The 25312-nt window shown below is 72.5% G+C and carries 27 protein-coding genes, 1 tRNA gene and 1 pseudogene; 21 read left to right on the forward strand and 8 right to left on the reverse strand.

Going from position 1 to position 25312, the window contains the following annotated elements:
- Positions 1-23 precede the first annotated feature (23 nt).
- From ABZU91_RS24025 to ABZU91_RS24070, 10 genes are all read left to right on the forward strand, one after another.
- Complete coding sequence (locus tag ABZU91_RS24025) at positions 24-548, forward strand: hypothetical protein (RefSeq protein WP_355244482.1); 525 nt, start codon at positions 24-26, stop codon at positions 546-548.
- 39 nt (positions 549-587) lie between these two features.
- Positions 588-1211: an RNA methyltransferase gene (locus ABZU91_RS24030; protein WP_355244484.1), complete on the forward strand. Its 624-nt coding sequence runs from the start codon at positions 588-590 to the stop codon at positions 1209-1211.
- Positions 1212-1302: 91 nt separating this feature from the next.
- The gene (locus tag ABZU91_RS24035; protein ID WP_355244611.1) at positions 1303-1500 is read left to right on the forward strand and encodes a DUF6758 family protein; all 198 of its coding nucleotides are present in this window, start codon (positions 1303-1305) and stop codon (positions 1498-1500) included.
- Between the two features lie 116 nt (positions 1501-1616).
- Positions 1617-1775: a hypothetical protein gene (locus tag ABZU91_RS24040; protein ID WP_007455302.1), complete on the forward strand. Its 159-nt coding sequence runs from the start codon at positions 1617-1619 to the stop codon at positions 1773-1775.
- Between the two features lie 6 nt (positions 1776-1781).
- A complete protein-coding gene (locus ABZU91_RS24045; protein ID WP_355244487.1) occupies positions 1782-2657 on the forward strand; it encodes a PH domain-containing protein in 876 nt (291 codons plus the stop codon).
- A 103-nt stretch (positions 2658-2760) separates the two neighbouring features.
- Positions 2761-3567: a SigE family RNA polymerase sigma factor gene (locus ABZU91_RS24050; RefSeq protein WP_355244490.1), complete on the forward strand. Its 807-nt coding sequence runs from the start codon at positions 2761-2763 to the stop codon at positions 3565-3567.
- Positions 3564-4823: a hypothetical protein gene (locus ABZU91_RS24055; protein WP_355244493.1), complete on the forward strand. Its 1260-nt coding sequence runs from the start codon at positions 3564-3566 to the stop codon at positions 4821-4823. Before ABZU91_RS24050 ends, ABZU91_RS24055 begins: the two co-directional genes overlap by 4 nt.
- A 103-nt stretch (positions 4824-4926) precedes the next feature.
- Positions 4927-5799 carry a PHP domain-containing protein gene (locus tag ABZU91_RS24060; RefSeq protein WP_355244496.1) on the forward strand — a complete coding sequence of 291 codons (873 nt, stop codon included), beginning with the start codon at positions 4927-4929 and terminating at the stop codon, positions 5797-5799.
- Positions 5800-5840: 41 nt separating this feature from the next.
- Positions 5841-6455, forward strand: a complete 615-nt coding sequence (locus ABZU91_RS24065) for a MarC family protein (protein WP_355244498.1) — start codon at positions 5841-5843, stop codon at positions 6453-6455.
- A 137-nt stretch (positions 6456-6592) separates the two neighbouring features.
- The gene (locus ABZU91_RS24070; RefSeq protein ID WP_355244614.1) at positions 6593-7420 is read left to right on the forward strand and encodes a PD-(D/E)XK nuclease family protein; all 828 of its coding nucleotides are present in this window, start codon (positions 6593-6595) and stop codon (positions 7418-7420) included.
- 59 nt (positions 7421-7479) lie between these two features.
- On the opposite strand, the gene ABZU91_RS24075 is transcribed toward ABZU91_RS24070, so the two are convergent.
- The gene (locus tag ABZU91_RS24075) at positions 7480-8343 is read right to left on the reverse strand and encodes an oxygenase MpaB family protein (RefSeq protein WP_355244501.1); all 864 of its coding nucleotides are present in this window, start codon (positions 8341-8343) and stop codon (positions 7480-7482) included.
- Positions 8344-8532: 189 nt separating this feature from the next.
- Here ABZU91_RS24075 and ABZU91_RS24080 point away from each other — a divergent pair, with 189 nt between their 5' ends.
- Positions 8533-9015 (forward strand): DUF2231 domain-containing protein, encoded by a 483-nt coding sequence (locus tag ABZU91_RS24080; protein WP_355244617.1) that lies wholly within the window; start codon positions 8533-8535, stop codon positions 9013-9015.
- A gap of 30 nt (positions 9016-9045) precedes the next feature.
- On the opposite strand, the gene ABZU91_RS24085 is transcribed toward ABZU91_RS24080, so the two are convergent.
- Complete coding sequence (locus ABZU91_RS24085) at positions 9046-9372, reverse strand: hypothetical protein (RefSeq protein ID WP_355244504.1); 327 nt, start codon at positions 9370-9372, stop codon at positions 9046-9048.
- A gap of 108 nt (positions 9373-9480) precedes the next feature.
- Between ABZU91_RS24085 and ABZU91_RS24090 the strand changes: the two genes are divergently transcribed.
- Complete coding sequence (locus ABZU91_RS24090; protein ID WP_355244507.1) at positions 9481-9663, forward strand: hypothetical protein; 183 nt, start codon at positions 9481-9483, stop codon at positions 9661-9663.
- A 75-nt stretch (positions 9664-9738) separates the two neighbouring features.
- A complete protein-coding gene (locus ABZU91_RS24095; RefSeq protein ID WP_355244622.1) occupies positions 9739-10029 on the forward strand; it encodes a hypothetical protein in 291 nt (96 codons plus the stop codon).
- A gap of 14 nt (positions 10030-10043) precedes the next feature.
- Here ABZU91_RS24095 and ABZU91_RS24100 read toward each other — a convergent pair.
- Together ABZU91_RS24100 and ABZU91_RS24105 are read right to left on the reverse strand one after the other, a co-directional pair.
- Positions 10044-10220 (reverse strand): annotated as a pseudogene (locus ABZU91_RS24100) (FmdB family zinc ribbon protein); the annotation flags it as partial.
- A 27-nt stretch (positions 10221-10247) separates the two neighbouring features.
- A complete protein-coding gene (locus ABZU91_RS24105; RefSeq protein WP_355244510.1) occupies positions 10248-10925 on the reverse strand; it encodes a 5-formyltetrahydrofolate cyclo-ligase in 678 nt (225 codons plus the stop codon).
- 85 nt (positions 10926-11010) lie between these two features.
- On the opposite strand from ABZU91_RS24105, the gene ABZU91_RS24110 reads away from it, so the two are divergent.
- The 8 genes from ABZU91_RS24110 (at position 11011) to ABZU91_RS24145 (ending at position 19939) form a co-directional block, all read left to right on the forward strand.
- Positions 11011-13347, forward strand: coding sequence for a diguanylate cyclase (locus ABZU91_RS24110; protein ID WP_355244513.1), 2337 nt, complete (start codon positions 11011-11013; stop codon positions 13345-13347).
- 9 nt (positions 13348-13356) lie between these two features.
- Positions 13357-14319 carry a UTP--glucose-1-phosphate uridylyltransferase gene (locus ABZU91_RS24115; protein WP_355244516.1) on the forward strand — a complete coding sequence of 321 codons (963 nt, stop codon included), beginning with the start codon at positions 13357-13359 and terminating at the stop codon, positions 14317-14319.
- A complete protein-coding gene (gene glp / locus ABZU91_RS24120; protein WP_355244519.1) occupies positions 14316-15629 on the forward strand; it encodes a gephyrin-like molybdotransferase Glp in 1314 nt (437 codons plus the stop codon). Before ABZU91_RS24115 ends, glp begins: the two co-directional genes overlap by 4 nt.
- Before the next feature lie 70 nt (positions 15630-15699).
- Complete coding sequence (locus tag ABZU91_RS24125; RefSeq protein ID WP_355244522.1) at positions 15700-16350, forward strand: GNAT family protein; 651 nt, start codon at positions 15700-15702, stop codon at positions 16348-16350.
- A gap of 179 nt (positions 16351-16529) precedes the next feature.
- Entirely contained in the window at positions 16530-17309 is a 780-nt protein-coding gene (locus tag ABZU91_RS24130; protein WP_355244525.1) for a hypothetical protein, read from the forward strand.
- A gap of 426 nt (positions 17310-17735) precedes the next feature.
- Positions 17736-17812 (forward strand) — tRNA-Ala (locus ABZU91_RS24135).
- Between the two features lie 255 nt (positions 17813-18067).
- On the forward strand, positions 18068-18787 hold the full coding sequence (locus ABZU91_RS24140) for a LysE family translocator (protein WP_355244528.1): 720 nt from the start codon (positions 18068-18070) through the stop codon (positions 18785-18787).
- Between the two features lie 177 nt (positions 18788-18964).
- A complete protein-coding gene (locus tag ABZU91_RS24145; RefSeq protein WP_355244531.1) occupies positions 18965-19939 on the forward strand; it encodes a DMT family transporter in 975 nt (324 codons plus the stop codon).
- 69 nt (positions 19940-20008) lie between these two features.
- Here ABZU91_RS24145 and ABZU91_RS24150 read toward each other — a convergent pair whose 3' ends face one another.
- The 4 genes from ABZU91_RS24150 to dapF are packed head-to-tail and all read right to left on the reverse strand — an operon-like array spanning position 20009 to position 25170.
- Complete coding sequence (locus tag ABZU91_RS24150) at positions 20009-21154, reverse strand: aminotransferase class I/II-fold pyridoxal phosphate-dependent enzyme (RefSeq protein WP_355244535.1); 1146 nt, start codon at positions 21152-21154, stop codon at positions 20009-20011.
- Between the two features lie 27 nt (positions 21155-21181).
- Positions 21182-22171, reverse strand: coding sequence for an aldo/keto reductase family protein (locus ABZU91_RS24155; RefSeq protein WP_355244538.1), 990 nt, complete (start codon positions 22169-22171; stop codon positions 21182-21184).
- Positions 22172-22192: 21 nt separating this feature from the next.
- Positions 22193-24274, reverse strand: a complete 2082-nt coding sequence (locus tag ABZU91_RS24160) for a molybdopterin-dependent oxidoreductase (RefSeq protein WP_355244541.1) — start codon at positions 24272-24274, stop codon at positions 22193-22195.
- Positions 24271-25170, reverse strand: a complete 900-nt coding sequence (dapF, locus tag ABZU91_RS24165; protein ID WP_355244544.1) for a diaminopimelate epimerase — start codon at positions 25168-25170, stop codon at positions 24271-24273. The genes ABZU91_RS24160 and dapF overlap by 4 nt, the downstream gene beginning before the upstream one ends.
- Between the last annotated feature and the right edge of the window lie 142 nt (positions 25171-25312).

The raw sequence follows: 25312 nt of genomic DNA on the forward strand, positions 1-25312 counted from the left end.
CCCTGGTCCCGTTTTCGGGGCTTATGCTGACGCCGGAGGTTCCGATGAGCCACTCCGTCGCTGGAGAGCCGCCCTCTGCCGGCCGCCGCGCCGCACCCTTGACCACCGCCGTCTACTCCGCCGCCGAGTGGGACCTGCTCACCAGCCTGCCCGCTCGGGTGCTCGTGGCCGCTGCCGCGCCTGGCACCGGCCGCCCGGAGCGCGGGGTGATGGCTGGTTTGGCCGGCCTGGACGCGGTGGCCGCCGGCCGCGGCTTCGACAGTGACCTGGTCCGGGCCGTGGTCGCCGCGATCTACGCCCGCCACGACGGCGCGCCCGCTCCGACCGCGCGCCTCACCGACCTGGTGGACCTGCTGGCCGCCTGTCGGGCGGCGGCCCGGGTGCTGCGTCGGCGCGCCGATCCGGCCGACTCGGCCGCGTACCGCCAGTGGGTGCAGTCGGTTGCGGCCCGCGTCTGCCGGGCGGCGCCCGGCCTCGACGGAGGTCCGGTCGGCCCTGCGGACCGGCGCTTCCTGGACCGGCTCGGTGACGCGCTCGGCCTGGGCTGAGATCGCCGGGCGTCCGGGTGCCCGTACTCTCTGATGACCGTGACCGACGACCAGCTTGAGGTGGGTGTGGGCCCCTGGCCGGGGGACCTGCCCGAGGACCCGCGCTACGACCCGCAGCTGCTGGCCGAGGGCGACCGACGCAATGTCGTCGACCGCTACCGCTACTGGCGGCACGAGGCGATCGTCGCCGACCTGGACCGGCATCGGCACGGCTTCCACGTCGCCATCGAGAACTGGCAGCACGACTTCAACATCGGCACGGTGGTCCGCAACGCCAACGCGTTCAACGCCGCCGAGGTGCACATCGTCGGTCGGCGTCGGTGGAACCGACGCGGCGCGATGGTGACCGACCGCTACCAGCACGTCCGGCACCACGAGACGATCGAGGAGTTCGTCGACTGGGCGGCCGGGCGGCGGCTGCCCGTGCTCGGCATCGACAACCTGCCGGGCTCCCGGCCGATCGAGACCGCCGTCCTGCCGCGCGAGTGCGTGCTGCTGTTCGGTCAGGAGGGGCCGGGCCTGTCCGCCCCCGCTCGTGCGGCCTGCACCCGCCTCCACTCCATCGCCCAGTACGGCTCCACCAGGTCCATCAACGCGGGTGTGGCCAGCGGCATCGCCATGCACGCGTGGATTCGTACGCACGCCGGTCCACCCCCGGACTGACCGTCGCCCCCGGCGCGATCGGCGTTCCGGCTCGACGTGCCGGCGATGCCGGGTGACGGTGGGGATGTGAGTGTCGCGGTGACCGACTCCACTGTGGTTGGTGAATTCTTCGACGGATCGAAGCGCGTACGCCGGCGAGGCTCGGGGAATGTGGCTACATGCGATAGCCTGGCCGGCGAGTGCGGGTCACCTCCTCGCGGAAGACGTCGTCTTGCACGACCTGACCGAGTGGACTCCGCCCGAACTCGTGTACGGCGCACCGTCCCCGTACCTGTCCGGGAGAGCTTGACTTCTCTTCCGGGTTGACGGAGAACGGACGCAGATATTCACTGTACGACACCACACTGATACTCTGGGTGCCGCTGCGGTAATGGGACCCGGCGCCGCGCGAGAGGATGGCCCGCCATGGTCAAGAAGGTCCTCACCTGGGCCGGAATCGCATTCTTGATCTTCTTCGTCGCCTATCGGCCAAACTCTGCGGCCGATGTGTTCAAGTCGTTGGGCGGCGGGATCATGGACATTGCCCAGGGATTCGGCGACTTCTTCACAAGCCTCGTCGCCTAGCCGTCGATGGGAAGCCCCTCCGGTCCACCCTTCGACCCGGACGACCCCGACCGGGAGCGTCGCGAGCGCGACACCGAGCCGATCCCGCGAATCGGGCCCGATGACGGCCCGGGCTACGGAGCCGGCGCCGGCCTGTCCGACGGGCCATCCCTTTCGGACGATGTCGGCTACGGCGACGGGCCCGGCTATGCCGGCGAAGGGCGGTCCGGGCGAGCCTGGCTCCGTGATCCCGACGCGGCCAACCAGCCGCCCCAGATCTCCGAGGAAGAGCTGGCGGGGCTGCGCGCCGACGCCATGGGGTCGACACCCCGACGGGTTCTTCCGTTGGAGGACGAGCCCAGCTCGCTGGTCGCCCGCTACCTCTTCCCCACCGAGCGCTACCGGGGCGAGTGGAAGCGGCACTGGATCCACCTCACCAACCCGCTCCTGATCGGCGTCGCGGCGACCTTCGTGCTCGGCTACCTGTCGGGCTTCCTCGCCGGCAACAACGTCGGCGCGCTGACGACCATCGCAGTGCTGCTCTGGTTCGCCGTCATGGGCTGGGTGGCGTGGAAGGTCGCGGACTGGTGGTATGACCGGTTCATCCTGACCAACAAGCGGGTCATGGTGGTCAACGGCATCGTCACCCGCAAGGTCGCCATGATGCCGCTGGTCCGGGTCACCGACATGAAGTACGAGCAGACCCCGACGGGCCGGGCCCTCAACTACGGCACCTTCGTGCTGGAGTCCGCCGGCCAGGAGCAGGCGCTGCGGGAGATCAAGAATCTGCCCAACCCCAACGAACTCTATCTACGCGTCGTCGAAGAGATGTACGAGCCGCAGGCCGTCGAGGCGCGGTTGGGCAAGGAGGCCGACGAGGCCAAGGCCGACGACGGGGCGTGAAAGTTTTCGTCCGAACATCGGAGCAAGTGCGCACCTTTCGTCATGGACCAGACCGCCTCTGACGTGGCACTCTGCCAGGACGGTTTGGGTGCGGAGGTGTGTGGTGGCGAGCAGGGACCCGTTGGAGGAGGAGTTTCGCGAGTTCGTCGCGGCTCGCTCCGCCGCCCTGCTCCGCACCGCCTATCTCCTTGCCGGGGACTGGGCGACGGCCGAGGACCTGCTCCAGACGGCGCTGACGAAGACCTACCTCGCCTGGAAGCGGCTCGGCGGGATCGAGGCGGTCGAGCCGTACGCCCGGCGTGTGATGGTCAACACCTCGACGAGCTGGTGGCGGCGGCGCTGGCACGGCGAGCGCCCCACCGAAGTGCTGCCCGAACGCCCCGGCGTCGACGAGATCGAGCGGCAGCTCGACCGTGACCTGCTCTGGCGGCACCTCAAGGAGCTGCCCAGCCGGCAGCGGGCGGTGCTCGTCCTGCGCTACTACGAGGACATGTCGGAAGCACAGACAGCCGCACTGTTGGACATTTCCCCCGGAACGGTGAAGAGCCAGGCATCCCGTGCGCTGGCCACGCTGCGTCGACGCATGGGCACCGACACCCCCGATCTCGCCCCAGCGCCCCGGTCTGTCGGGAACGCCGCCAGCACCCGGCCCGGGCGGGACGCTGCTGTTCTCCGGCCCCGCCCGGGTGTCGATGCAGCCCGGTCCGGCCGAGGGCCCGGTGGTGCCCGGTCCGGCGCGGCCGGAGGTGTGTCGGGGTCCCTTTCCGCGGCGGTGCCGCGTCCCAGCACAGGTCGGGCCGAGCCCACGTCCGTCGCACCCCGCCCGCCCCGTCCGATCGCCCCGGCGGTCGAGCTGCCCACCGCTTCGGCGGCCGTGCCTGTCGGCACCGGCGCCGGAGATCAGCAGTGAGCGCATTTCCGCGGCGACCCGACAACCTGACGGGCGGTCCGCAGCGTCTCAACCAGGTGCGACGTGACCAGCTCGAAGGTGCGGTGCGGGAGACCCTCTCGCACCAGGTCGCCGTCACCCGTCCACTGACCGCCGACCCGGCGGGTCAGGCCATCCGCCGCGCCAACCGGATCCGTCGGCGGCGTGCCGGAGCCGGCGTCGCGCTCGGGGTGGTCACCACCGTGCTGATCGGCGCCGGCATGTCACACCTCGCCGACAACTCCGGCGGCGAGGGGCCGCCCATCGTCGTGATCGGCGACCCGGATCTGTCGGCTCGACCGCTCCCCTCGGTCAGCATCGCCCCGCCCCCACCGTCGCAGGGAGCGCCCGCCGACCTGATCCTCGCCGGCACCCTGATCGACGCCGACGGCAAACGGCTGCCGCTGCCCGGCGTCGGCTCCGCCGAACGCGCCCACCGGTTGCCCAATGGTGGCGGTCTCCTGGTGGTCGGTGCGCCCACCACGGCCGGGCGTTCCCTCTGGGTCGCCCAGGACGACGGCCTGGTGCAGGTGCTGCTGGCCGGCGCCGCCCAGATCGTCCTCGCGCCGGACGCGACCCAGGTCGCCTGGCGGGATGGCGGTGACCTGTTCGTGGCGGGAGTCGTCGGCACCCAGCTCATCGGCACGGTGCGCATCGCGGTCCCGGAGGACGCGCAGCCCGTCCGGTTCGTCGGCAACAACGTGCTGGTCCGGCTCGACCCGACCCGACCGGGTCACGCCATGTGGCGGCCCGGCGCGGAGAAGCTGACGGCGGTGCCCGAGCAGGACACCCTGGACGTGTACGGCGCGCTGCCCGACGGGCGGCTGGTGGGCCAGGTGGCAGGGAACTCCTCGGACGGAACCTGCCTGGCGTTGCTCGATCCGAAGCGGGCTCGGAAAGCGGTACGCGCCTGCGGCGCCCAGTTGAGCCCGGACGGCGCGGGCGGGATGTCCGACGACGGACGGTGGCTGCTGGTCAACGGAAAGGTCGGGATGGCCGACCGGTCTTTCCTGGTCGACCTGCAGCAGCTCGGGACGACGCTGAACGCCGTACCGGCCGGCCCGGCGCTGAGTGGCGGCATCGCCTGGACGAGTGGTTCGGACGCCTCCTACGTCGACAGCTCCGGTCGGCTGGTCCGGGTCGACGTCGAGCGGGTACGTGCCGGCGAACAGGCCGAGCCGGTGCCCGTGGCCGGCCTCCAGCCCGGTGACCGTCCGGTCCTGGTCAGCGGCTCCTGACCCGTCGCGGGCCCGCTTCCCCGGGCCGACCGGTCCGCCGGACGGTTCGGGACCTCTTCGCCCTACGCGAGTCATCTTCGGGTCCGCTCGGTAGCGTCGGGACGTGACCTCGCGTACCGGCTCCGCGCCCCGGATCGACCTGCACACCCACTCGACCGCCAGCGACGGCACGCTGACCCCGGCCGAACTGGTCCGCGCCGGCGCCGAGGCGGGCCTGGACGTGCTCGCCATCACCGACCACGACACCACCGCGGGCTGGGCGCCGGCCGTACGGGCGCTGCCGCCCGGACTGCTCCTGGTCCGGGGCGCCGAACTGTCCTGCCGCTGGGCGGGCACGCAGCCGGCGACGCCGCTGCACCTGCTGGCGTACCTGTTCGACCCGGAACATCCGGAGCTGGTCGCCGAGCTGGCCCGGGTGCGGGCCGCCCGAGAGGAGCGCGGCGAGCGCATCGTGGACCTGCTGCGCGCCGACGGCATCGACGTGAGCTGGCCGGACATCCTGACCGGCGCGGCTGGCGGGACGGTGGGTCGCCCGCACATCGCGCAGGCGCTGATCCGCGCCGGCCTGGTCGCCGACACCCGTGCGGCGTTCGGCCCGGACTGGCTCGGTGAGCGGTACCGGCTGCCGAAGGAGGACATCGACGTCTTCCGCGCGGTCCGGCTGGTCCGGGCGGCCGGAGGCGTACCGGTCTTCGCCCATCCCCGTGCCACCCGACGCGGCCGGGTCGTCCCCGACGAGTTGATCGCCGAGTTGGCCGCCGCCGGGCTGGCCGGGCTGGAAGCCGACCACGAGGACCACAGCCCGGCCGAGCGTGCGCACGTACGCTCGCTCGCCGCGGAGCTGGACCTGCTGGTCACCGGCTCCTCCGACTTCCACGGCACCCACAAGACCGTCCAGCTCGGCGCGTTCACCACCGGCGTCGAGGCGTACGAGCGGATCGTCGCCGCCGGCGTGACCGAGGTCGCTTCGGCCTGATCCGCGTATTTCGCCCACCACGGCGCGGCTAGGTTGCTCACGTGGATCTGAAGCTGTTCGGCGAGGTCTTCGTGACCCTGCTGGTGATCACCGACCCGCCGGGCATGATGCCGATCTTCCTGGCACTGACCGGGCCGCTGCCCGCGCGCGACCGCAACCGGGCAGCCTGGCAGGCCGTCGCGCTGGCCCTCGGCGTCATCGTGATCTTCGCGGTGGCCGGGCAGACCCTGCTCGACTACCTGCACGTGGACCTGCCCGCCCTGCAGGCCGCCGGTGGGTTGCTGCTCGTACTTGTCGCACTGGAACTGCTGACCGGCAAGGCCGACGACCCCAGCCAGCAGGTCACCTCGAACATCGCCCTGGTGCCGCTGGGCACCCCGTTGCTGGCCGGACCGGGCGCCATCGTGGCGACGATGCTCTTCGTCCAGCAGGCCGACGGGTTCGGCGACTTCACCGCCATCGCCGCCGCGATCCTCGCCGTCATGGTCGCGGTGTGGATCGTGCTGCGTTTCTCCGGCGGCATCGTCAAGATCCTGCGCCCCGGCGGGATCGAGGTGCTGACCCGGATCGCCGGCCTGCTCCTGGCCGCGATCGCCGTCCAGCTCATCGCCGACGCGGTGGCCGCCTTCGTCACGCACTACGTGAACATGACCTGACCGGCACACGCCGAATGTCGCAGGCGGATGGCAGGATCGCAGGCGTGCGACGAGCCTCTTCAGCCGGACGACCCGCCGCGGGCGGTCGGACCCCTCAGCAGCGTCCCGGTGGCGCCGAGCAGCTCGGCTTCGAGGGGATGCCGGAACGACTGTTCGTCTGCACCCCGAGCAAGCTCGGCGCGTACGCGGACTGCCCCCGCCGCTACCGCTACTCCTACGTCGACCGGCCCGCGCCGCCGAAGGGGCCGCCCTGGGCGCACAACTCGCTCGGCGCGAGCGTGCACACCGCCCTGAAGAACTGGTATGCGTTGCCCGTCGACCGACGCCGCCCCGAGGCGCTGGCCACCCTGCTCAAGGGCACCTGGGTCCGGGAGGGCTACCGCGACGACGAGCAGGAGCGTGCCGCCTACCGGCGTGCGCTGAGCTGGCTCGAGGCGTACGTCGAGACGTTGGAACCGGAGGCCGACCCGCTCGGCGTCGAGCGGGTGGTGGCGGTCAAGACCGCCGTACTGGCCTTCAACGGCCGCGCTGACCGCATCGACTCCCGCCCCGGGCCGGAGGGTCCGGAGGTGGTCATCGTCGACTACAAGACGGGCCGCACCGGGCTGGACGCCGACGACGCCCGCGGCTCGCAGGCCCTGGCCCTCTACGCGTACGCGGCCGAGCGGGTGTTCCGCCGGCCGTGTCGTCGGGTCGAGTTGCACCACCTGCCGACCGGTACGGTCGCCGGGCACGACCACACCGTCGAGTCGCTGGCCCGCCAGTTGGCCCGCGCCGAGGACACGGCTCGCGACATCATGGCCGCCGAGCGGGCCGTCGCCGACGGCGGTGATCCCGACGAGGCGTTCCCCGTGGCGCCCGGGCCGCGCTGCGGCTGGTGCGACTATCGCCGGCACTGCCCCACCGGGGCGCAGACGCCGGGCAAGGAGCCGTGGGCGGCCGTGGAGAGGTCCGCCGAGGGCTGATTCGTGCCGTCGGCCGGTGCCCGAAGCAGGAGCGCCGGTGCCGGAACGCCGCCGGTCGGTCAGCCGGCCAGCGCGGTCGCGGCGCGGCGCGCGGCCCGCTCCTTGGCAGCCTGCACGAGCGGCCCCTCCAGGTAGCGGCGTGGCACCGCGCCGAGTGCCAGGCGCAGCGCGCGTACGGTGAGGTCGGCCGACAACTCGGTGGTGGGCAGCCCCAACCCGCCGTACATCCGCCGTGCCCACGGGGGCAGCAGCGCGAACGCGGTGCCGGCGATCCCGAGGTACGCCCAGCGCGGCGGGCCCAGGTTGAGGCCCAGCCGGGCCGGCAGGCCGAGCTTCCACGGCAGCGGCGGGGCGGTGAGGAAGATCGCCGTCTCGGCGGCTTCGCGGGTCATCCGCAGCTCGGGCCGGACGACACGGTAGTACTCCCGCACCTCGGCGGCGGTGCCCGGCACCGTGGCCGGATCCAGCCCGGCGAGGGCGGCCGACCGACGCTGCTCGGTGTAGTAGCCGTCGACCTCGTCATCGGTGAGCGGCAGACCCGCCCGACGGGCGGTGCTGAGGAACGATTCGACCTCGGTGACGTGCACCCAGCGCAGCAGTGCGGGGTCGTCGATCCGGAATTCCTCGCCGGTGGCCTGGTCGACGGCCCGCAGCCGGGCGTGCAGCCGACGCAGCCGCGCTCCGGCCTGCTCCGCGTCGAGGGTGGTGCCGTAGACGGTGGTCGCCACGTAGGTGGCGGTGCGGACCAGTCGTCCCCACGCGTCGGTGCGGTAGTTGCTGTTCTGCGCGACGCCGGCCATGGCGCGGGGGTGCAACGCCTGGAGATAGAGCGAGCGCAGGCCGGCGACGATCAGGATCGGCTCCTCGTGCACCTTCCACGTGACCGAACCTGGACCGAAGAGGCCGAGGTCATCGGAGTCCACCGACCAAGCGTGCCACGGCCACCGCGTTGGTGCCGGCCGGCGCGGACGGACGACCGCCCGGTCGATCTCGTCGCAGCGGCGCTGAACCTGAGCACCACCGCCCGCGTGTCTCTAGGGCGAGAGCCAGGGACGACCGGTGGCCGTACGTACGCTGTCGATCCCGTGACCGTGATCCGCCTGGAGGTGTCGATGTTCGAGGAGATCCTGGGTCTACCGGTACACGTCTTCGTCGTGCACGCGATGGTCGTCTTCGTCCCACTGCTGGCGGGGCTGGCCATCGCGTACGCGGGGCTGCCGCGCTGGCGGCACCGACTGGACTGGGCGCTGGGGATCCTCGCCGTGGTGACGCCGGTGACCGCCTTCGTGGCCGTCGAGTCTGGGGAGGCGTTCACCGATGCCCTGGTCGCCCGCGGCTACCAGGGGCAGATCCTCGACCAGATCTTCGAGCACTCGCGTTACGGCGACATCCTGTTCCGGATCGTGGTGCCCCTGGGGATCGTGGCCATCGCGCTTCTCGTGGTGACCAGCGGACACCGGCGGGTGCCACGGCTGCCGGCACTGGTGACGCCGATCCTCGCGGTGGCGCTCGTCGTGCTGTCCGTCGCCGCCCTGGTCTACGTCCTTCTGACCGGGCACTCGGGTGCCGAGGCGGTCTGGGGCACCACCCTCTGAGCGGTGCGGGATCGACAACGCGGATCGGGGTCAGAAGATGAGCCGCGAGCACAGCAGGCAGACGAGAGCCACCAGCACCACGCCGGCGGCGGCCCCGAAGCCGTAGGTGACCCGCTGCGAGCGCTGTTCGGCCGCGTCCAGGGCGGCCGTGTCCTGCGGCGGCAACCGTCGCGGCGGCGCCGGCTCCAGGTGGACGGGGGGACGCCACCCGGCCGGGGGCGGCACGCTCGGTGGTGGTCCGGTGTACCCGCTGGTGGGTGGTGTGGCGGGTGGGGGTTGATTCGCCGCCGGGCCGTCGCCGCTCTCGGGTCGGCGCCAGTGGTCGTCCGGGCTGCTGCCGGCGCTGGGGGTCGTCACGCCGTCCGACGCTACCAACGGAGCCGGCGGTCGGGTCGCTTCTGACCGGTGTGCCCATCCGTCGGCGAGCGTCCCGGGCGGGTGTGGCCTGCGCTAGTCTTGCCGCTCGTGAGCATCGAGGACCCCGGCGTGGCGAGCGTACGCGGCGATGACGACCGCACCGTCGACCTGAGCGACGACTTCGTGGTGCTGCCCGAGCAGACCTCGGACGACACGGACCACGGCTGGGGCGAGCGCAGCGACGGCAATGACGACTGGCTCCTCGCCCAACGCCCCCCGCACTGGGACTGAGCTCGGGCGGGGACCGCACGCGACGACCGGCGGCGGATCGCCGACAGGACGGCATCCGTTCGAACGGACACCGCCATGTCGTCGACCCGGTGTCGATCATGCGGCACGCCGCCGGACCTCCGGAGGCGTGCGCCGGAGGGTCAGGAGGTCGAGCTGGCCGTCTGCGCCTTGCCGCCGCTCGATCCGCCGGACGACGACGAGGACGACCCCGACGGCGAGGAGCCGGACGACGAGGACGACCCGGAGGACGACGACCCGGAATCCCCGCCCGAGGACGAGGTCGAGGTCGAGTCGGACTTGGCAGGCTTGCTCGCGGTGCCGCCGGCCGACGTCTCCGAGCCGGACGCGCGGGAGTCGGTGCGGTAGAAGCCCGAGCCCTTGAAGACGATGCCGACGGAGTTGAAGACCTTGCGCAGCCGCCCCTGACACGCCGGGCACTCGGTCAGCGGCTCGTCAGAGAAGGACTGCACCGCCTCGAGCTGGTGACCGCACGCGGTGCAGGCGTACTGGTACGTAGGCACGTTCTCCTCCGGTGTCTGGGCTCGGCCAGTTGGCACTCGACGTATTCGAGTGCCAATGGTGCGTCATTCGGACCGGGTTCGTCCAGCGGACGTGTGGGGCGCGACACTCTGCGCCGTACCCGGGCCGGCGTCAAGCGTACGCATCCCGCCGGAGGGGATGACGACCGCGCGGACCGGACGATCGTGCGGCTCTGCCGGCAGCGCCTCGACCAGCTCGCCGTCGTGCAGGGGCACCACCGTCAGGCTCGCCGCCGGTACCCGTGCCAGCGCCCGGTCGTACGAGCCGCCGCCGCGGCCCAGCCGCCGGCCGCGGTGATCGACGGCTAGTGCCGGCACGACCACCAGCTCGGCGTCGGAGACCGCGTGCACACCCAGGCGCGGGCCGATCGGCTCCCGGATGCCCCGGCCGGCCGCGGCCAGTGCGTCCGGACCGGTGTACGCCGCCCAGTCCAGATCCAGATCGGCGCGAAGTACCGGAAGGAGCAACTCGGCGTCGGCCGGTAACGCCCCCCGTAACACCTCGGCGAGGTCGGCGCCGCCCGGCTCGGTGCCGACCGGCACGTACGCCGTCATCCGGCGCGGGCGCAGCCGGCGGACCAGGGCGACCAGCTCGGCCTGGACGCGTACGGCCGATTCGGCCCGCGTCGCGCCGTCCATGGCCCGACGGCCGGCGAGCAGCCGCACGCGGGCGTCCCGCTTGGTCACACGGGTCACTTCCGCTTCATCAGAAAAATCTGGCACGCAACACTCCTGACGCAACGCCACTCCCACGGTTGCTCTGTGTCAGCATCGCAAGCAACGGAGGCGGAACTTCCGGGGGGACCGAGTGACGCTACGCGGGCGGTTGACGGCAGCCTTCCTCGTGGTGGTGCTCGGCCCGGTCCTGCTCGGCGCGTTCTTCGTCGCCTCCACCGTCACGGCCGTCGACCGCACCCGGTCCACCGAACGGCTCGCCGTTGCCGCGTCCACGGTGCGGACCTCGGTCGACGCGCTCTGCCAGCAGTTGCGCGCCGCCGCCGACGCGGTCGCCCTCACCGGTGATCCGGCCGTCGTCGCCGGCCAGCTCGTCGGCCGAGGGTTGGCCGCGGCCGTGCTGATAAGCGACGTCAGCGGGCGGGTCACGTACGCGTCGCCCGGCGCGCCGACGACACCCTGGCGGGACTGCTCGGAGTCGACCGCCGCGACGTCCGGCCCGGTCCGCGCGCTGTCGGCCCGGGTGGACCGCCGGGACCCGGCCGGCACCCTGCTGGGCAGCGTGGCCGCCGCGCAACTTGTCGACCCGGCCTTCGTGGCCCGGCTGGCGGCGATGAGCGGAGTCGCGGTCACGCTGCTCGACGGCGGCGCGAGCGCCGCCCGGTTCACCCACACCACCGAGTCCCGCGAGGTACGCGACGCGGTGCTGTCCGCCGCCGGCCACACCACCGGGGAGCGGGTCACCGAGACCACCAAGGGCCGGTACGTGCGGCGGATCGGGCCGTCCGCGGGTCAGCCGCTGCCGCTGGTGCTGTCGGTGCCGAGCACCAGGCCGCCGGGGCTGCACGTGACGCTGGCCGGCGTGGTCGTGCTCGCCGGGCTGCTCGCCGTGTTGACCGCGTGGCGTCTCGCCCGGGTGACCACCCGACCCCTGGTGGAGCTGGCCGGTGCGGTCGACCGGGTGGCGCACGGCGACCTGACCGCCCGCGTGCCGGTGCGCAGCCGCGACGAGCTGGGCCGGCTGGCGGCGGCGTTCAACCGGATGACCCGCGAGACCGGGTCGTACGTCGCGGCGTTGACCAGCAGCCGTGACCAGCTACGCGGGCACCTCGCGGTGCTCGGTGACACCCTGGCCAGCACCCACGACCTGCAACGCATCCTGCGGGTGATCCTGCACAGCGCCATCGCGGCCACCGGCGCGCGGGCCGGCGCGGTGCTGCTGGTGGAGACCGGCGGGGTGCTCGTCGCACAGTGCAGCGAGGGCCTGGACGGGCGGTGGCCGACACCGGACCCGGACGGCCCGCCGACCCTGCGGGTGCCGGTGGGCGTCGGCGTGGTCGGCGCGGTGGCCGCGACCGGCGAGCCGCAGCGGGGGCGGGTGGAACCGACCGACGCCCCGACCGGCGAGCCGAGCTGCCGCACCTACGTGGCGGTCCCCTTCGCCGCCCCGGGCGGCACGACGACCATGCCGGGTGGTGGGCCCACCATCACGGGCGACGAGAGGACGGTGGACGAGGCCGGGGCCCCGGCGGTGGCGCTCGGTGTACTGGCGCTCTACGACCGGGTGGGCGCGGACGAGTTCGACGACGACGACCTGGTCACCCTGCGGACCTTCGCCGGGCACGCGGCCGTCGCGGTGGAGAACGTGCGGGTGCACGAGGAGGCGCAGCGGCTCTCCCTGACCGACCCGCTCACCGGGCTGTGGAACTACCGCTACCTGCGCGAGTCGATCCGGCGGGAGGTCGAGCGGGCGAGCCGGTTCGGCCGGATGCTCAGCGTCCTCGCCCTCGACCTGGACCGCTTCAAGGACGTCAACGACACGTACGGGCACGCGGCGGGGGACACCGTGCTGGCGGAGTTCGCCCGGCGGGTACGCGGAGAGATCCGGGAGGTGGACCTGGCGTTCCGGCAGGGCGGTGAGGAGTTCGTGCTGCTCCTGCCGGAGACCGACGCCCGGGGCGCGGCGATCGTCGCGGAGCGGCTGGGAGCGGCGGTACGCGAGACACCGATCGCCGTCGAGGCGTACGCGGGGCCGATCGTGGTCACCGTGTCGGTGGGCATCGCCGTCTATCCCGACCACGGCAGCACAGGGCGGGAGGTGCTGGAGGCCGCCGACGACGCCCTCTACGTGGCCAAGGCCGCCGGGCGTGACACCTACCAGGTCGCCGAGGCGCGCCCCGACGTGCCGACGCGGGAGATACCGGTGCCGGCCGGCGCGGTCAGCCCACCCGACGGACTGCCGAGGGCGGGTCGACAGGTGCAGGTCCCGCGGGAGCCGGGCGGCCACGCCCGGTCGGAGTCGGCTGTGGGCGTACCGGAAACGAACCGTTCGGGGCCCGCGCACGCCCGGCCGGATCCCGACGACGGCCCGGCGGACGCGGCGCGGGCCGGCCCCGACGCGGCCCGACCGGGGCCGGGTGGCGGCGCGTCTTCTGGGCCACACCCGCCGCGGCAGAGCCGTGGCCGATAGTCTCGCGGCATGTCGGAGCACTCAGCGAACCCCTCAGCGACGGTCGCCGCAACCGGCCGTCCCCTGGCGGTCAAGGCCGTCATCCCGGCCGCCGGACTGGCTACCCGCTTCCTGCCGGCCACCAAGGCGGTTCCCAAGGAGCTGCTGCCGGTCGTCGACCGGCCGGTGTTGCAGTACATCGTCGAGGAGGCCACCCAGGCCGGCATCGGCGACGTGTTGCTGATCACCGGTCGGGGTAAGACGTCGATGGTGGACCACTTCGATCGACGCCCCGACCTGGAGACCAGGCTGGAGGAGAAGGGCGACGCCGAGCGGCTGGCGGCCGTGCGCCGGCCCAGTGAGCTGGCGGAGATCTACACCGTCCGGCAGCCGGAGCAGCTCGGGCTCGGGCACGCGATCGGGTACGCCGAGTCCCACGTCGGCGACCAGAGCTTCGCGGTGCTGCTCGGCGACGAGTTCGTGAAGCCGTCCGAGCCGCTGCTGCCGGCCATGCTGGAGTTGCAGGCCCGCACCGGTGGCGTCGTGCTCGCGTTCTTCGAGGTCGACCCGGCCGACACCAAGCGGTACGGCATCGCCTCGGTCGAGCCCGCCGAGGCCGACCTGACCGACATCGGCGAGGTCGTCAAGGTGACCGGCATGGTGGAGAAGCCACAGCCGGAGGACGCGCCGAGCAACCTCGCCGTGCTGGGTCGGTACGTGCTGCCGGGCACCATCTTCGACGCGATCCGGCGGACCAAGCCGGGCAGTGGTGGCGAGATCCAGTTGACCGACGCCATGGAGTTGCTCCGCACCGAGGGCACCCCGGTGCACGCGATCGTCTACCGGGGCACCCGCTACGACACCGGCATGCCGCTGGGTTACCTCCAGACGGTCGTGCAGATCGCCGCCGAGCGCGAGGACCTCGGCAGCGAGTTCCGCTCCTGGCTGGCCGAGTTCGTCAAGGCCGACGCGGCAGGCGGATCTGGTACATGACAGCGACGGCCGACGCCGAGGCGGCCGCGAACGAGTTGACGCCGCTCGCCGACTACCTGGGCAGCGTGCTGCGCAGGTTGCGAGCGCTGCCGCCACTCGACCTCGACCTCACCCAGGCGCACGGCAACGTCCTCGCCGAGGACGTCGTCGCGCCGCACGCCTTCCCGGCCTTCGACCAGGCGGCCGTGGACGGGTACGCGGCCCGCTGGGAGGACATTTCCGGAGGGGGCCGGGGCCCGAGCTACGTCCCGGCCCCCTCCGGCACGCCCGGCGGGCGGAGCATCCGGCTCAACGTGGTCGGCGACCTCGGCGCGGCGAGCTGGCGGCCGGTGCGGCTCACTCCGGGCTCGTGCTTCTCGGTGGCCGCCGGGGCGCCGCTGCCGGTCGCCGCGGACGTCGTGGTGCCGGTGGAATGGACGGACCAGGGCATGGCCGCCGTGGAGATCTTCCGCAGCCCCAAGCGAGGGTACGGCGTCCGCCGCGCCGGTGAGGAACTGCCCGCCGGCACCCTGCTCGCCCGTGCCGGCACCTACGTCTCCCCGGCCCTCGTCGCGGTGTTCGCCGCCACCGGCATCGGCCACGTCGTGGTGCGGCCCAGTCCACGGGTGGTCATCGTGGCCACCGGCGACGAGTTGGTCGACGTGGGCCGCGGCAGCCAGCCCGGTCAGGTGGTGGACGCCAACTCGCACGCGCTGACCGCCGCCGCGGCCGAGGTGGGCGCGCTCGCGTACCGGGTCGGCATCTGCGACGACGACCCGGAGGGGCTGCGCGGGCTGCTGGAGGACCAGACCCTGCGGGCCGATCTGATCATCACCACCGGTGGCACCGGCACCGGCCCCGGCGACATGGTCCGGCGGATCCTGTCCCGGCGGGAGGGTGGCCGGGCCGGACCGGTGACCTTCACCGACGTGGCGCTCTATCCCGGCACCGCCCTCGGGTTCGGCACCGTCGGTGCCGAAGAGGTGCCGGTGGTCTGCCTGCCGGGCGACCCGGGCGCCGCGCTTATCGGCTTCGAGGTGCTGGCCCGCCCCGCCATCCAACTGCTCGCCGGCGCCGAGCCGGTGTTCCGTCCCAGCGTCCGGGCGCATCTGCTGGAGACCGTGTCGTCCCCGGGTGGGCTGCGCGAGTTTCGGCCCGCGCACGTCGCCGAACGACGCGGCGGCGGTTACACCGTGCAGCCGCTGCGCGGGGGGCCCTTCACCCTCTCCGGCCTCGCCGAGGCGAACGGGCTCCTGGTGCTCGGCGAGCGGGTCACCACCGCAGCCGCCGGGTCCACCGTGGACGTCCTGCTGCTGGACCGCCGTCGGTGAACTCAGCTCGTCGGCGGGATCTCGTGGGTCCACTTGCGCGCGCACCGGTCCCGCGCGGGAGACTGTGCGGGTGAGTCTCTTCGGACCAGTCCGGGCGCCCGGATGGCCGGCGGTGCTCGTCGACGGCCCGGTGTTGTTGCGCCCCTACCGGCGCTCCGACGCGGCGGCGTGGTCGGAGGTGCGTCGGGCCAACCAGGCCTGGCTGGCCCCCTGGGAGTCGTCGCTGCCGGGCGGCTGGGACGAGCTGAACTCGCCTGCCACGTTCCGCTGGGTGCACCGTGACCAGCGGCGCTCGGCACGCGAGGGTGAGGGGATGCCGTTCGCTGTCTGCCTGCGGGAGGCCGACCGGGACCGTCTGGTCGGGCACCTCAACATCGGCAGTATCGTGCGCCGCGCCTTCTGCTCCGGTTATGTCGGCTACTGGGTCGACGCCCGGGTCGCCGGCCAGGGTGTCATCCCGACCGCGCTCGCGCTCGCGGTCGACCACGCTTTCGGCCCGGGTGGGCTGCACCGCGTCGAGGTCAACATCCGGCCGGAGAACCGTCCGTCGCGGCGGGTGGTGGAGAAGTTGGGCTTCCGCGATGAGTCGTACCACGTGCGCTACATGCACATCGACGGTGCGTGGCGTGACCACATCGGATACGCGATGACGAGCGAGGAAGTCGCCGCCGAGGGCGGTCTGCTGGCCCGTTGGCACCGGATCCGCGCCACCGCGCGCTAGAGGCTGTCCCACGGACGGGATCGGCGCGGCGTGGCGGCAACCCGGTCGGTGCACCGTAACCTCAAGTAACTGCAAGCTGCGGCAAGCGCTCACCGCCCGGACGATCCACGCAAACAGGCGTGATTGGTCAAAGATCCTGCGGTCGGGGAGCGGTTGCTCCGAATTCGGTGACGGGAGGGGTGAGGGTGCCGACCTCGGTGCTCCTCGCCGTCCTCGCCGCCGCCGGCCTGCTCGCCCTGGCTCCGGCGCTTGTTCGTCGGTACGACGCCACAGAGCGGCTGGTGGCGGAGCGGGCGCAGTCGACGGCGCGGGTGCTCCAACGCCGTCGGCGGCGTCGCACTGTGCCGGGACGGCAGCCCGTCCACCCTCCACGCTCGCTTGTCGTCACCCTGAGTGAGGACGCGACTACGGGGAAGTTGGCCGTGCCGGTCTCCGCGCCCCCGGCCGCCCGCCGATCCGGACGGCTGCGCGCCGTGCCGCCGGCGCCGAAGCGTCCCCGCCGCCGTCCACCGCGCCGGCAGCACGCCCCCGCCGTGTACCGGCGACGCCGCGTGCTCGCCGCGCTGCTGCTGCTCAACGTCGTCGAGTTGATCGGCGTGCTGTTCGTCAGCCCCGGCTTCTGGATCGGCTTCTCGGTCACGTTCATGCTGCTGGCCGTGTACGTCGTACACCTGCGTCGGCGGGCCCTCGCCGCCCGTCGCCGGCGTCGCGCCCGGGCCCGGGAGGCGGCATGGCTGGCCGCCCGGCAGGCCGAGGTCCGCCGCGAACAGGCCCGTCGCGCGGCGGCCCGCCGGGAGGCGCAGCGTCGTCTGGCGGCCCAACGCGAGGGGGTACGCCGAGCCGCCATGGGTCTCGACCGGCCCTCCGACCTGCCGGCGGCGGTCAACGGCGGCTCGGTCTCGTACCGCCGCTCGGGCGGACTGCGCGGTCGCCCCTACGAGGCCGGCCGCGGCGCCTGACCGCTGCCCGGGCCTGACCGGGCTTGCCGGGCCTGACCGGGCTTGCCGGGCCTGGCCGGGCTTGCGTCGGCCCCGACGGGGCCCCGTCGGGGGAGCTTGATCGAACCCAGATCACCGATATGGGGGTGTAACCGCACGATGATGCCCCCACGTCGGCGATGTCGAGTCGATCAAGGCCGTGCGAAGGCCGGCCGAGCTTGATCGACTCGGCTTCCCGGAAGGCGGGGTGTCCGGGCGTCCGGGATGGCCCGACTTCCTGGATGTCGAGTGGATCTCAGAGCTGGCCGGGCGGCGCACCGGCGGCGCACCGGCGGCGCACCGGCGGCGCACCGGGGGTGGATTCGCGGTGGAGGCGAACGACCTGTTAGCCTTGCTGCCGGCCCGCCCGGTGCAAGCCGGGTGGGACCGAAGCCGGTTAACCGGTGGGGGGCTGTGGCGCAGACTGGTAGCGCACCTCGTTCGCATCGAGGGGGTCAGGGGTTCAAATCCCCTCAGCTCCACCAAGAAACAGCAGGTCAAGGGCGGGTCTCCGGAAGACGGAGACCCGCCCTTGATCATTTGTCCGCTGCTTGTCCGCAGGACGGCGCCGTCGCGACCCGGTCCGTCTTGCTGGGGGGTGCGTCAGGCGCTGGTGCGCGCTGTGTCGGAGGAGACGCGGTCGTCAGATCGCGCCGTCACCAGCGCCACCTGTCAACGTCAGCGTGAACCGATCCGGCCGACCTGCGATAGCCTGACAACAATTCAACATTCGTTTCCTTGTGGAGCCAGCCGCCCAAATCCTGGGAACGGGCGGACGGATTGCCGACGCCTACCTGTTCACGCCGGTATGGAATACTATGTCGGTGATCGATCTGTCGCTCTACCAGGCATTCGTGTTGGCGGCCGTGATTCTGGTGATCGTGCCGGGACCTGACATGGCATTCATCATCACCATGGGTGTCAGCGGCGGCCCGCTGGCCGGATTCGCCGCCGCGCTGGGCGTGGCGGCCGGCCTCGCCGTGCACGCGGTGGCGGCCATCCTCGGCTTCGCCGCGATCTTCGCCGTGGCACCGTTCCTCTACGACGTGATCCGCTGGGCCGGCGCGGCCTATCTGGTCTACCTGGCCGTCAAGACGTACCTCGAACGCAACGAGACGGCCCTGGCCGCGCCGGCCGGCGAGGCGGGCGGCGTGAACCGCTGGGTGGCGTTCCGCAAAGCGGCAGTGGTCAACCTGCTCAACCCGAAGGTGATCCTGTTCAACGCCGCGTTCCTGCCCCAGTTCGTCAACCCGGAACTCGGCAACGTCGCCGGCCAGTTCCTCATCCTCGGCCTGACCCTGGTGGTCATCGACCTCCTGATCGACGGCGTGATCGGTCTCGCCGCCGGGCACGCGGGTCAGTTGCTGCGCCGCAGCCGGCGGATCATCAAGGCGCTCAACGTGGTCACCTCGGCGGTGTTCGTCGGCCTGGCCCTTCGGCTGATGCTGGTCCGGGACTGACCTACGGCACGGTGTGACGGCCTGGTCACGGGAACGCCGGTATGGTGTCCTGGTGACATTCTTCGTTGTCTCGCCACCACCCGCGAACCGGTAACGACACCTTTCCAACCCGGCTCCCTCTTTCCTGAGCCCGGGTGCGTTTGTGGTGCCCGGGTGGCGATGACTTCGGAGAACTGTGTGAATACTGATATGCGCCCGTCCGTCGGGCGTGGAATCTTCTACATCTGTGTCGCGGCTGTCGCCTGGGGGACCGGCGGCGCTGTGGCGGCCGTCCTCTACGACAACAGCGGCATGGGACCCGTGGCGGTTTCCTTCTGGCGGTTCGCCAGTGGAGTCCTGCTCCTCGCCGCCGCTCACCTGCTGCTCCGTCGCCGTACCGGCACCCTCGCCCGGCCGCGCTGGCAGCAGGTGGTGACGACAGGGGTGGGGTTGGCGGTCTACCAGACCGCCTACTTCGCCGCCGTCGACTACGCCGGGCTGGCCGTCGCGACGGTGGTGACCCTCGGATCCGGACCGGTCCTGATCGCCATCGGATCCCACCTCCTGATGGGTGAACGGCTCGGCCGGGCTGGGGCCGCCACCGTGGCGATGGCCCTGGTCGGGCTGCTTCTGCTGGTCGGCGGCGGGAGCGCCAGCACCGCCTCGGCACCGGCGCTGGGGCTCGCCTGCGCGCTGCTGTCCGCCGCCGGGTATGCCGGGGTCACACTGCTCAACCGCAAGTTGGGCCGGGACAGCGGCGGCAGCCCGCAGGTCATGGCACTGGGCGGGTTCACCGTCGGAATGGTGTTCCTGCTCCCGCTGGCCCTGCTCGAAGGGCTGCTGCCCACCTCGGGGGATGTCGGTCAGACGCTGGGTCTGGTCTTCTACCTGGGATTCGCGCCGACAGCGCTCGCGTACAGCTTGTTCTTCACCGGGCTGGCCACGGTCCGGGCGACGACGGCGTCGGTGATCGCGTTGATCGAGCCGGTCACCGCCGCCGTGATCGCCGTGCTCTGGTTCGACGAACGGCTCACCGTGGCCGCCACCGTCGGCTCGGTAGTGCTGCTCGGCGCCGTGGTCGCGCTGACGCTCGGCGAGCGACGGGCCAACGGGGCGCGGCCGGCGAACGCGACCGACGGCGACCGGCGGCCGTCGCCGGCCCGGACCGGCTGAGCCGGACGCGGGGTCCGCCCGGCTGGACATCCCACCGGGCGGACCCCGCGTCCGCGGTGCCGACCGGCGTCAGCCGGGTCCCACGTCCTTTGGCAGCACACCCTCGACGCCCTCGGCCAGCACCGTCGCCACCCGGTCCAGCGCCGCCGAGACGTACCCCGGATCCAGCGAATGGATCACCCGGAAGTGCCCCTCCCAGCCGAAGTGGGCGCCGGCCCCGACGAGCACCCCACCCCGCACCCGCAGCGCGGTCGCCAGCGCCAAACTGGTCACCGGCGCGCGGTACCGGACGAAACCGAGTGCGGTCGCGGTCGGCGGGACGATCGACACCAGCTCCTGGTGCGCCTCCACCCAGTCGACCAGCAGGGACCGGCCGGCGCGCATCAGCCGCCGGTTGCGGTCCAGCAGCCGGTCCCGGGTCGGGTCGGCGAGGGCCAACTCGGCGACCTGCATGGCGAGCATCCCGGTGCTGACCGTCAGGTACTCGTGCCGGCGCCACACCCGGGTGAGGAACTCCGCCGGCGCGACGATCCAGCCCACCCGCAGCCCCGGCAGGGCGAACGCCTTCGACAGGCTGCCAACACAGATCACCCGGTCGTACCCGCCCCACAGGGTCGGGGTGACCGTGTCGAGGTCGAGTTCGGTACCCCGGTGCACCTCGTCCACGACCAGCCAGGCGCCGTTGCGCGCGGCGACCGCGACCAGGGCCGCCCGTTCCGGCGCGGACAGCACCGAGCCGGTGGGGTTGTTCGGGTTGGTGACGACGATCGCCCTGGTGTCCGGCCGGACGAGGCTCTCCAGCGCGGCCAGGTCGATTCGCCACCCGCGTTCCTCGTCCAGCGCGCAGGTGTCGATCTTCGCGCCGGTGTTGCGGGCCAAACCCCACACCTGCCGGTACCCGGGTTCCATCAGCACCACGTGGTCGTCCGGCCCGACCAGCGCGTCCATGATCAGGGTGTTCGCCTCGGCCGCACCGACGGTGACCAGCACCTCCTCCGGCCGGCAGCCCTGCCAGTCGGCAATCAGCTCGCGTAGCGCCGGGGTACCACGCACGGACGGGTAGTGCTGGCGGCCGTCGAGCAACCGGTCGGCGTCCGCCCCGGTCACGAACTCCCGCAGCCGTACCGGCTGGCAACTGCTGTCCGCCAGCGTGTACTCGACCGAGGGCTCGTACCGGGACTGCCACTCGACAAGCGCGAACGGTTCGAAACTCATGGGGCCTCGATTCTCCTCGGTGGCCGCTCAGACGGCGCTTTCCGTCCTCCCGGGATCACGCTCGACCACGTCGCCGAGGGTCTCGTCGATCCGCCGGAGCAGCGACGGGTCGAGCCGTACCCCGACCGCCGCGACGTTCTCCCGGATCTGCTCCGGCCGGGACGCCCCGATCACCGCCGCCGCCACGTTCGGATTGTTCAACGTCCACGCGACCGCGAGCTGGGCCGTGGTCAGCCCGGCCTCGGCGGCCAGCGGACGCAGCGCCGCCACCCGCTCCAGCACCTCCGGCCGCAGGTACGGGCCGACCCAGTCGGCGCCGTTCGCGTCCAGCGCGCGGGAGCCCTCCGGCGCCGGCCCGTCGGACCGGTACTTGCCGCTGAGCACGCCCTGGGCCAGCGGTGAGAAGACGACCTGGCTCATGCCGGCCTTCTCGCAGGCCGGTACCACCTCGCCCTCGATCACCCGCCACAGCATGTTGTACTGCGGCTGGTTCGCGACGAACGCGGTCAGGCCCAGGTCCTCGGCCAGCCGCCGGGCGGTGACGATCTGCTCCGCGGTCCACTCGGACACCCCGAGGTAGAGCACCTTGCCCTGGCGGACCAGGTCGTCGAACGCGCGCAGCGTCTCGACGAGCGGGGTGGCGTGGTCGAACCGGTGCGCGTAGTAGACGTCCACGTAGTCGGTGCGCAGCCGGCGCAGCGAGGCGTGCAGCGACTCGACGATGTGCTTGCGGGACAGGCCCTGGTCGTTGGGGCCTGGACCGGTCGGGAAGTACACCTTGGTGCACAGCACCAGCGACTCCCGGCGTACCCCGGTCAGCGCCTCGCCGAGCACCGCCTCGGCCCGGGTGCCCGCGTACACGTCGGCCGTGTCGAAAGTGGTGATCCCCTCGCCGAGCGCCGCCGTCACGCAGGTCCGCGCGGTGTCGACGTCGATCTGCGAGCCGTGGGTCAGCCAGTTGCCGTACGCGATCTCGCTGACCCGAAGGCCGCTGCGACCGAGTGGGCGGAACTCCATGGACGGTCTCCTACTCTGTGGTCACGATGGTTCGACGTCTCCGGGTACGACGGGTTCGATCTGCACCCGGTTGTCGTGGAAGACGGCGCCGCCGCCCATGTCCGAGTCCCGCTCGTCCACCGTGGCGTTCACCCCGGCGCCGCCGCTGAGCTTGAGCCAGTGGCCCTTTGTCGTCGCGACCACCCCGGGCCGGACGTGGTCCGCGTCCACGCTCACCGTCGCGGTGAACGCGCCCCGGTCGTTGAAGATCCGCGCCTGGCCGCCGTCGACGAGCCCGCGCGGCCCGGCGTCGTCCGGGTGCAGGACGATCCGGGGCCCGCCGGCCCGGCGGACGAGTTCCGGCTTGTTGCCGAAGACCGTGTTGACGAAGAAGTGTCCGGCACCCGCGATCAGGGTCAGCGGGAAGCGTCGGGACAGGTCCGGGTCGTTCGGCTCCTTCGGCGGGACGTACCCGACCAGCGGGTCGAGCCCGTCCGCGGCGGCCCGCTCGGAGTGGAACTCCAGCCGGCCGGACGGGGTGGGAAAGCCGTCCGCGAAGGGCAGGAACGCCGGCTCGTAGTTCAGCCGTGCCCAGCCCTCGGTGCGCAGCCGTTCCATGCTGATCCCGGCCAGTGACGGATCGTCGGTGGCCAGCAGTTGCCCGGCCAACTCCTCATCGGAGTCGTACAGGCTGGGTTCGGTCAGCCCGAGGTGCCGGGCCAGCCGGCGGAACGTCTCGGTGGTGGACAGGCACTCACCGGGCGGCGGCACCGCCGGTTCGTTCCAGGTGATGTACATGTGCCCGTACCCGTCGAGCACGTCCAGGTGTTCGGTCTGCATGGTGGCCGGCAGCACGATGTCGGCGTAGTCGACGGTGTCGGTCGGGAAGTGGTCGAGGACCACCGTGAACAGGTCCGGCCGGGTCAGCGCCCGGCGGATCCGGTTCTGGTCGGGTGCGCTGGCGACCGGATTGGAGCCGTACACGACGAGCGCCCGAACCGGAGGGTCGTCCACGTCGAGCAGGGTTTCCGCGAGCCGGGTCATGGACAGGGCGCGGACCGGCCGGGTGAGCAGGTCGGGGCGGGCCAGCGCGTCCCGGTCGCCGCCGAAGTAGCCGTCGGTCGAGAACGCCAGCCCGCCGCCCGGGTACTGCCAGTCGCCGGTGACGCCGACCAGGCAGGCCAGCATCCGCAGCACCTCGCCGCCACCGGCGTGCCGCTGCACCCCGATGCCGGCCCGGATCGCGGTGGGTCGGGTGTGCGCCAGCCGCCGGCCCAGGGTGACGATCTGTTCCTCGGTGAGGCCGGTGGTCGCGGCGACCCGGTCCGGCGGGTACTCCAGGATCCGATCCCGGAACTCGGGCCAGCCGAGGGTGTACCGCTCCAGGTAGTCGCGGTCCTCGGCGCCCTCGGCGAGCACCACGTGCAGCAGGCCCAGGGCGAGGGCCGCGTCGGTGCCGGGCAGCGGGGCGATGTGCTCGTCGGCCTGCCGCGCGGTCCGGGTCCGTACCGGGTCGATGACCACCACGTGCGCGCCGGCGCGGCGGGCCTGGTCGACGAAGCGCCAGAGGTGGTGGCTGGTGGTGAGGGTGTTGGCACCCCAGAGCAGGATCAGCCGGGCGTGCGCCATCGACTCCGGATCGATGCCCCGGCTGGTGCCGGTGGCGTACGTGGTGCCGTGCAGCCCGGCGATCGAACAGATGGTCATCTCGTGCCGGGAGGCGCCGAGCACATGCCACAGCCGGGCACCGGCCCGGCCCTGCAAACCCTGGAGGAAGCCCAGGTTGCCGGTGCCCTGGTAAGGCCAGATGGCTTCACCACCGCTCTCCCGCACGATCCGGTTGAGCTGGTCGGCGATCTCGGTCAGCGCCTCGTCCCAGCCGATCCTGGTGAACCGACCGGAGCCCTTGGGGCCGGTCCGGCGCATCGGGTACAGCAGCCGGTCCGGGGAGGCGACGTGGTCGAGGTACTGATTGACTTTCACGCAGAGCGTGCCCCGCGTGTACGGATGGTCCGGGTTGCCGCGCAGCCGCACGGCCTTCCCGTCGGTCACGGTGACCTTCCAGCTACATCCGTCCGGACAGTCCAGCGGGCATCCCCCGACGACCTCACGCGTTTGCGTCATCCGATCCGCTCCGTTTCCCGTTCCTCGGCGGTGAGCCGGGCGATCAGGTCGCCCCTCAGCTCACCGGCGAACACCTCGCGGACCGGCCCGGTGAGGGTGACCGTGCCGTCGGCGTCGATGCCGACCTCGACCGTGCCGCCGGGCATGTGTACGACAACCTGGTCGTCGACCAGGCCGAGCGCGTGGGCCGCACCGGCGGCGGCGCAGGCGCCGCTGCCCGACGCGGTGGTGTAACCGGCTCCGCGCTCCCAGACCTCGATCTCGATTGTGGAACGGTCCACGACCCGCAGGAACTCCACGTTGGTCCGGCCGGGAAACTCCGGGTGGCCGGCGATCGGCTCGCCGAGCGCCCCGGCGACCGCCCGGTCCACCGCCGGCAGGGGCACCACCAGGTGCGGGTTGCCGTCGTCGAGGGCAACCACGGACAGGGTCCGGTCACCGACGACAAGCGGGCGGAGCAGCCGGGCGGCGGGGTCCGTCGCGCTCGGGTCGGCCACGCTGAAGGCCGGCGCGTCGGTGGCGATCCGGACCGTGCCGGTGCCCGGATCGCGGATCTCCACCCGGGACGTGCCGCCGCGGGTGCGGACGGTGACCTGGTTGCCGGCCGGCCCGCGGCCGAGTTGTGGTTCCCGGTCGAGCAGGTGACTGGCGAAGATCCGGATGCCGTTGCCGCTGCGGCCGCACGGGCTGCCGTCCGCGTTGAAGATCAGCAGGTCGACGGGTTCGCCCGGGACCACCTGGCCGACCGGGCCGACGAGCAGGCCGTCGGCGCCGACCCCGTACCGGCGGTCGCAGAGCAGTCGGGCGGTGTCGCCGGTCCGCGCGATGTCCAGCCGTCGGGGGTCGACGACCAGGTAGTCGTTGCCGAGCGCGTGGTACTTGACGAAGTCGCTCATCCTCGCTCCCGTCTGTCCGGCGGCGAGCCGGTGGTCCGCTTGCCCGCTGGCGGGTCCGTCCGAAGGGCCCGCCGCGTGGGTGATCCGCCCGCCCGGCGGGCCGCCGTGGCCCGGTGTTTCGACCGGACCACGGCGGACGGCC

The sequence above is a fragment of the Micromonospora sp. NPDC005174 genome (assembly GCF_040608495.1).
Lineage (GTDB): Bacteria > Actinomycetota > Actinomycetes > Mycobacteriales > Micromonosporaceae > Micromonospora.

Coding starts and splice junctions, on each gene's coding strand:
- ABZU91_RS24150 (WP_355244535.1), bottom strand. CDS start 21,154: ATGAGTTTCGAACCGTTCGCGCTTGTCGAGTGGCAGTCCCGGTACGAG.
- ABZU91_RS24115 (WP_355244516.1), top strand. CDS start 13,357: ATGTCGGAGCACTCAGCGAACCCCTCAGCGACGGTCGCCGCAACCGGC.
- ABZU91_RS24070 (WP_355244614.1), top strand. CDS start 6,593: ATGCCGGAACGACTGTTCGTCTGCACCCCGAGCAAGCTCGGCGCGTAC.
- ABZU91_RS24040 (WP_007455302.1), top strand. CDS start 1,617: ATGGTCAAGAAGGTCCTCACCTGGGCCGGAATCGCATTCTTGATCTTC.
- dapF (WP_355244544.1), bottom strand. CDS start 25,170: ATGAGCGACTTCGTCAAGTACCACGCGCTCGGCAACGACTACCTGGTC.
- ABZU91_RS24155 (WP_355244538.1), bottom strand. CDS start 22,171: ATGGAGTTCCGCCCACTCGGTCGCAGCGGCCTTCGGGTCAGCGAGATC.
- glp (WP_355244519.1), top strand. CDS start 14,316: ATGACAGCGACGGCCGACGCCGAGGCGGCCGCGAACGAGTTGACGCCG.
- ABZU91_RS24025 (WP_355244482.1), top strand. CDS start 24: ATGCTGACGCCGGAGGTTCCGATGAGCCACTCCGTCGCTGGAGAGCCG.
- ABZU91_RS24160 (WP_355244541.1), bottom strand. CDS start 24,274: ATGACGCAAACGCGTGAGGTCGTCGGGGGATGCCCGCTGGACTGTCCG.
- ABZU91_RS24080 (WP_355244617.1), top strand. CDS start 8,533: ATGTTCGAGGAGATCCTGGGTCTACCGGTACACGTCTTCGTCGTGCAC.
- ABZU91_RS24095 (WP_355244622.1), top strand. CDS start 9,739: ATGTCGTCGACCCGGTGTCGATCATGCGGCACGCCGCCGGACCTCCGG.
- ABZU91_RS24045 (WP_355244487.1), top strand. CDS start 1,782: ATGGGAAGCCCCTCCGGTCCACCCTTCGACCCGGACGACCCCGACCGG.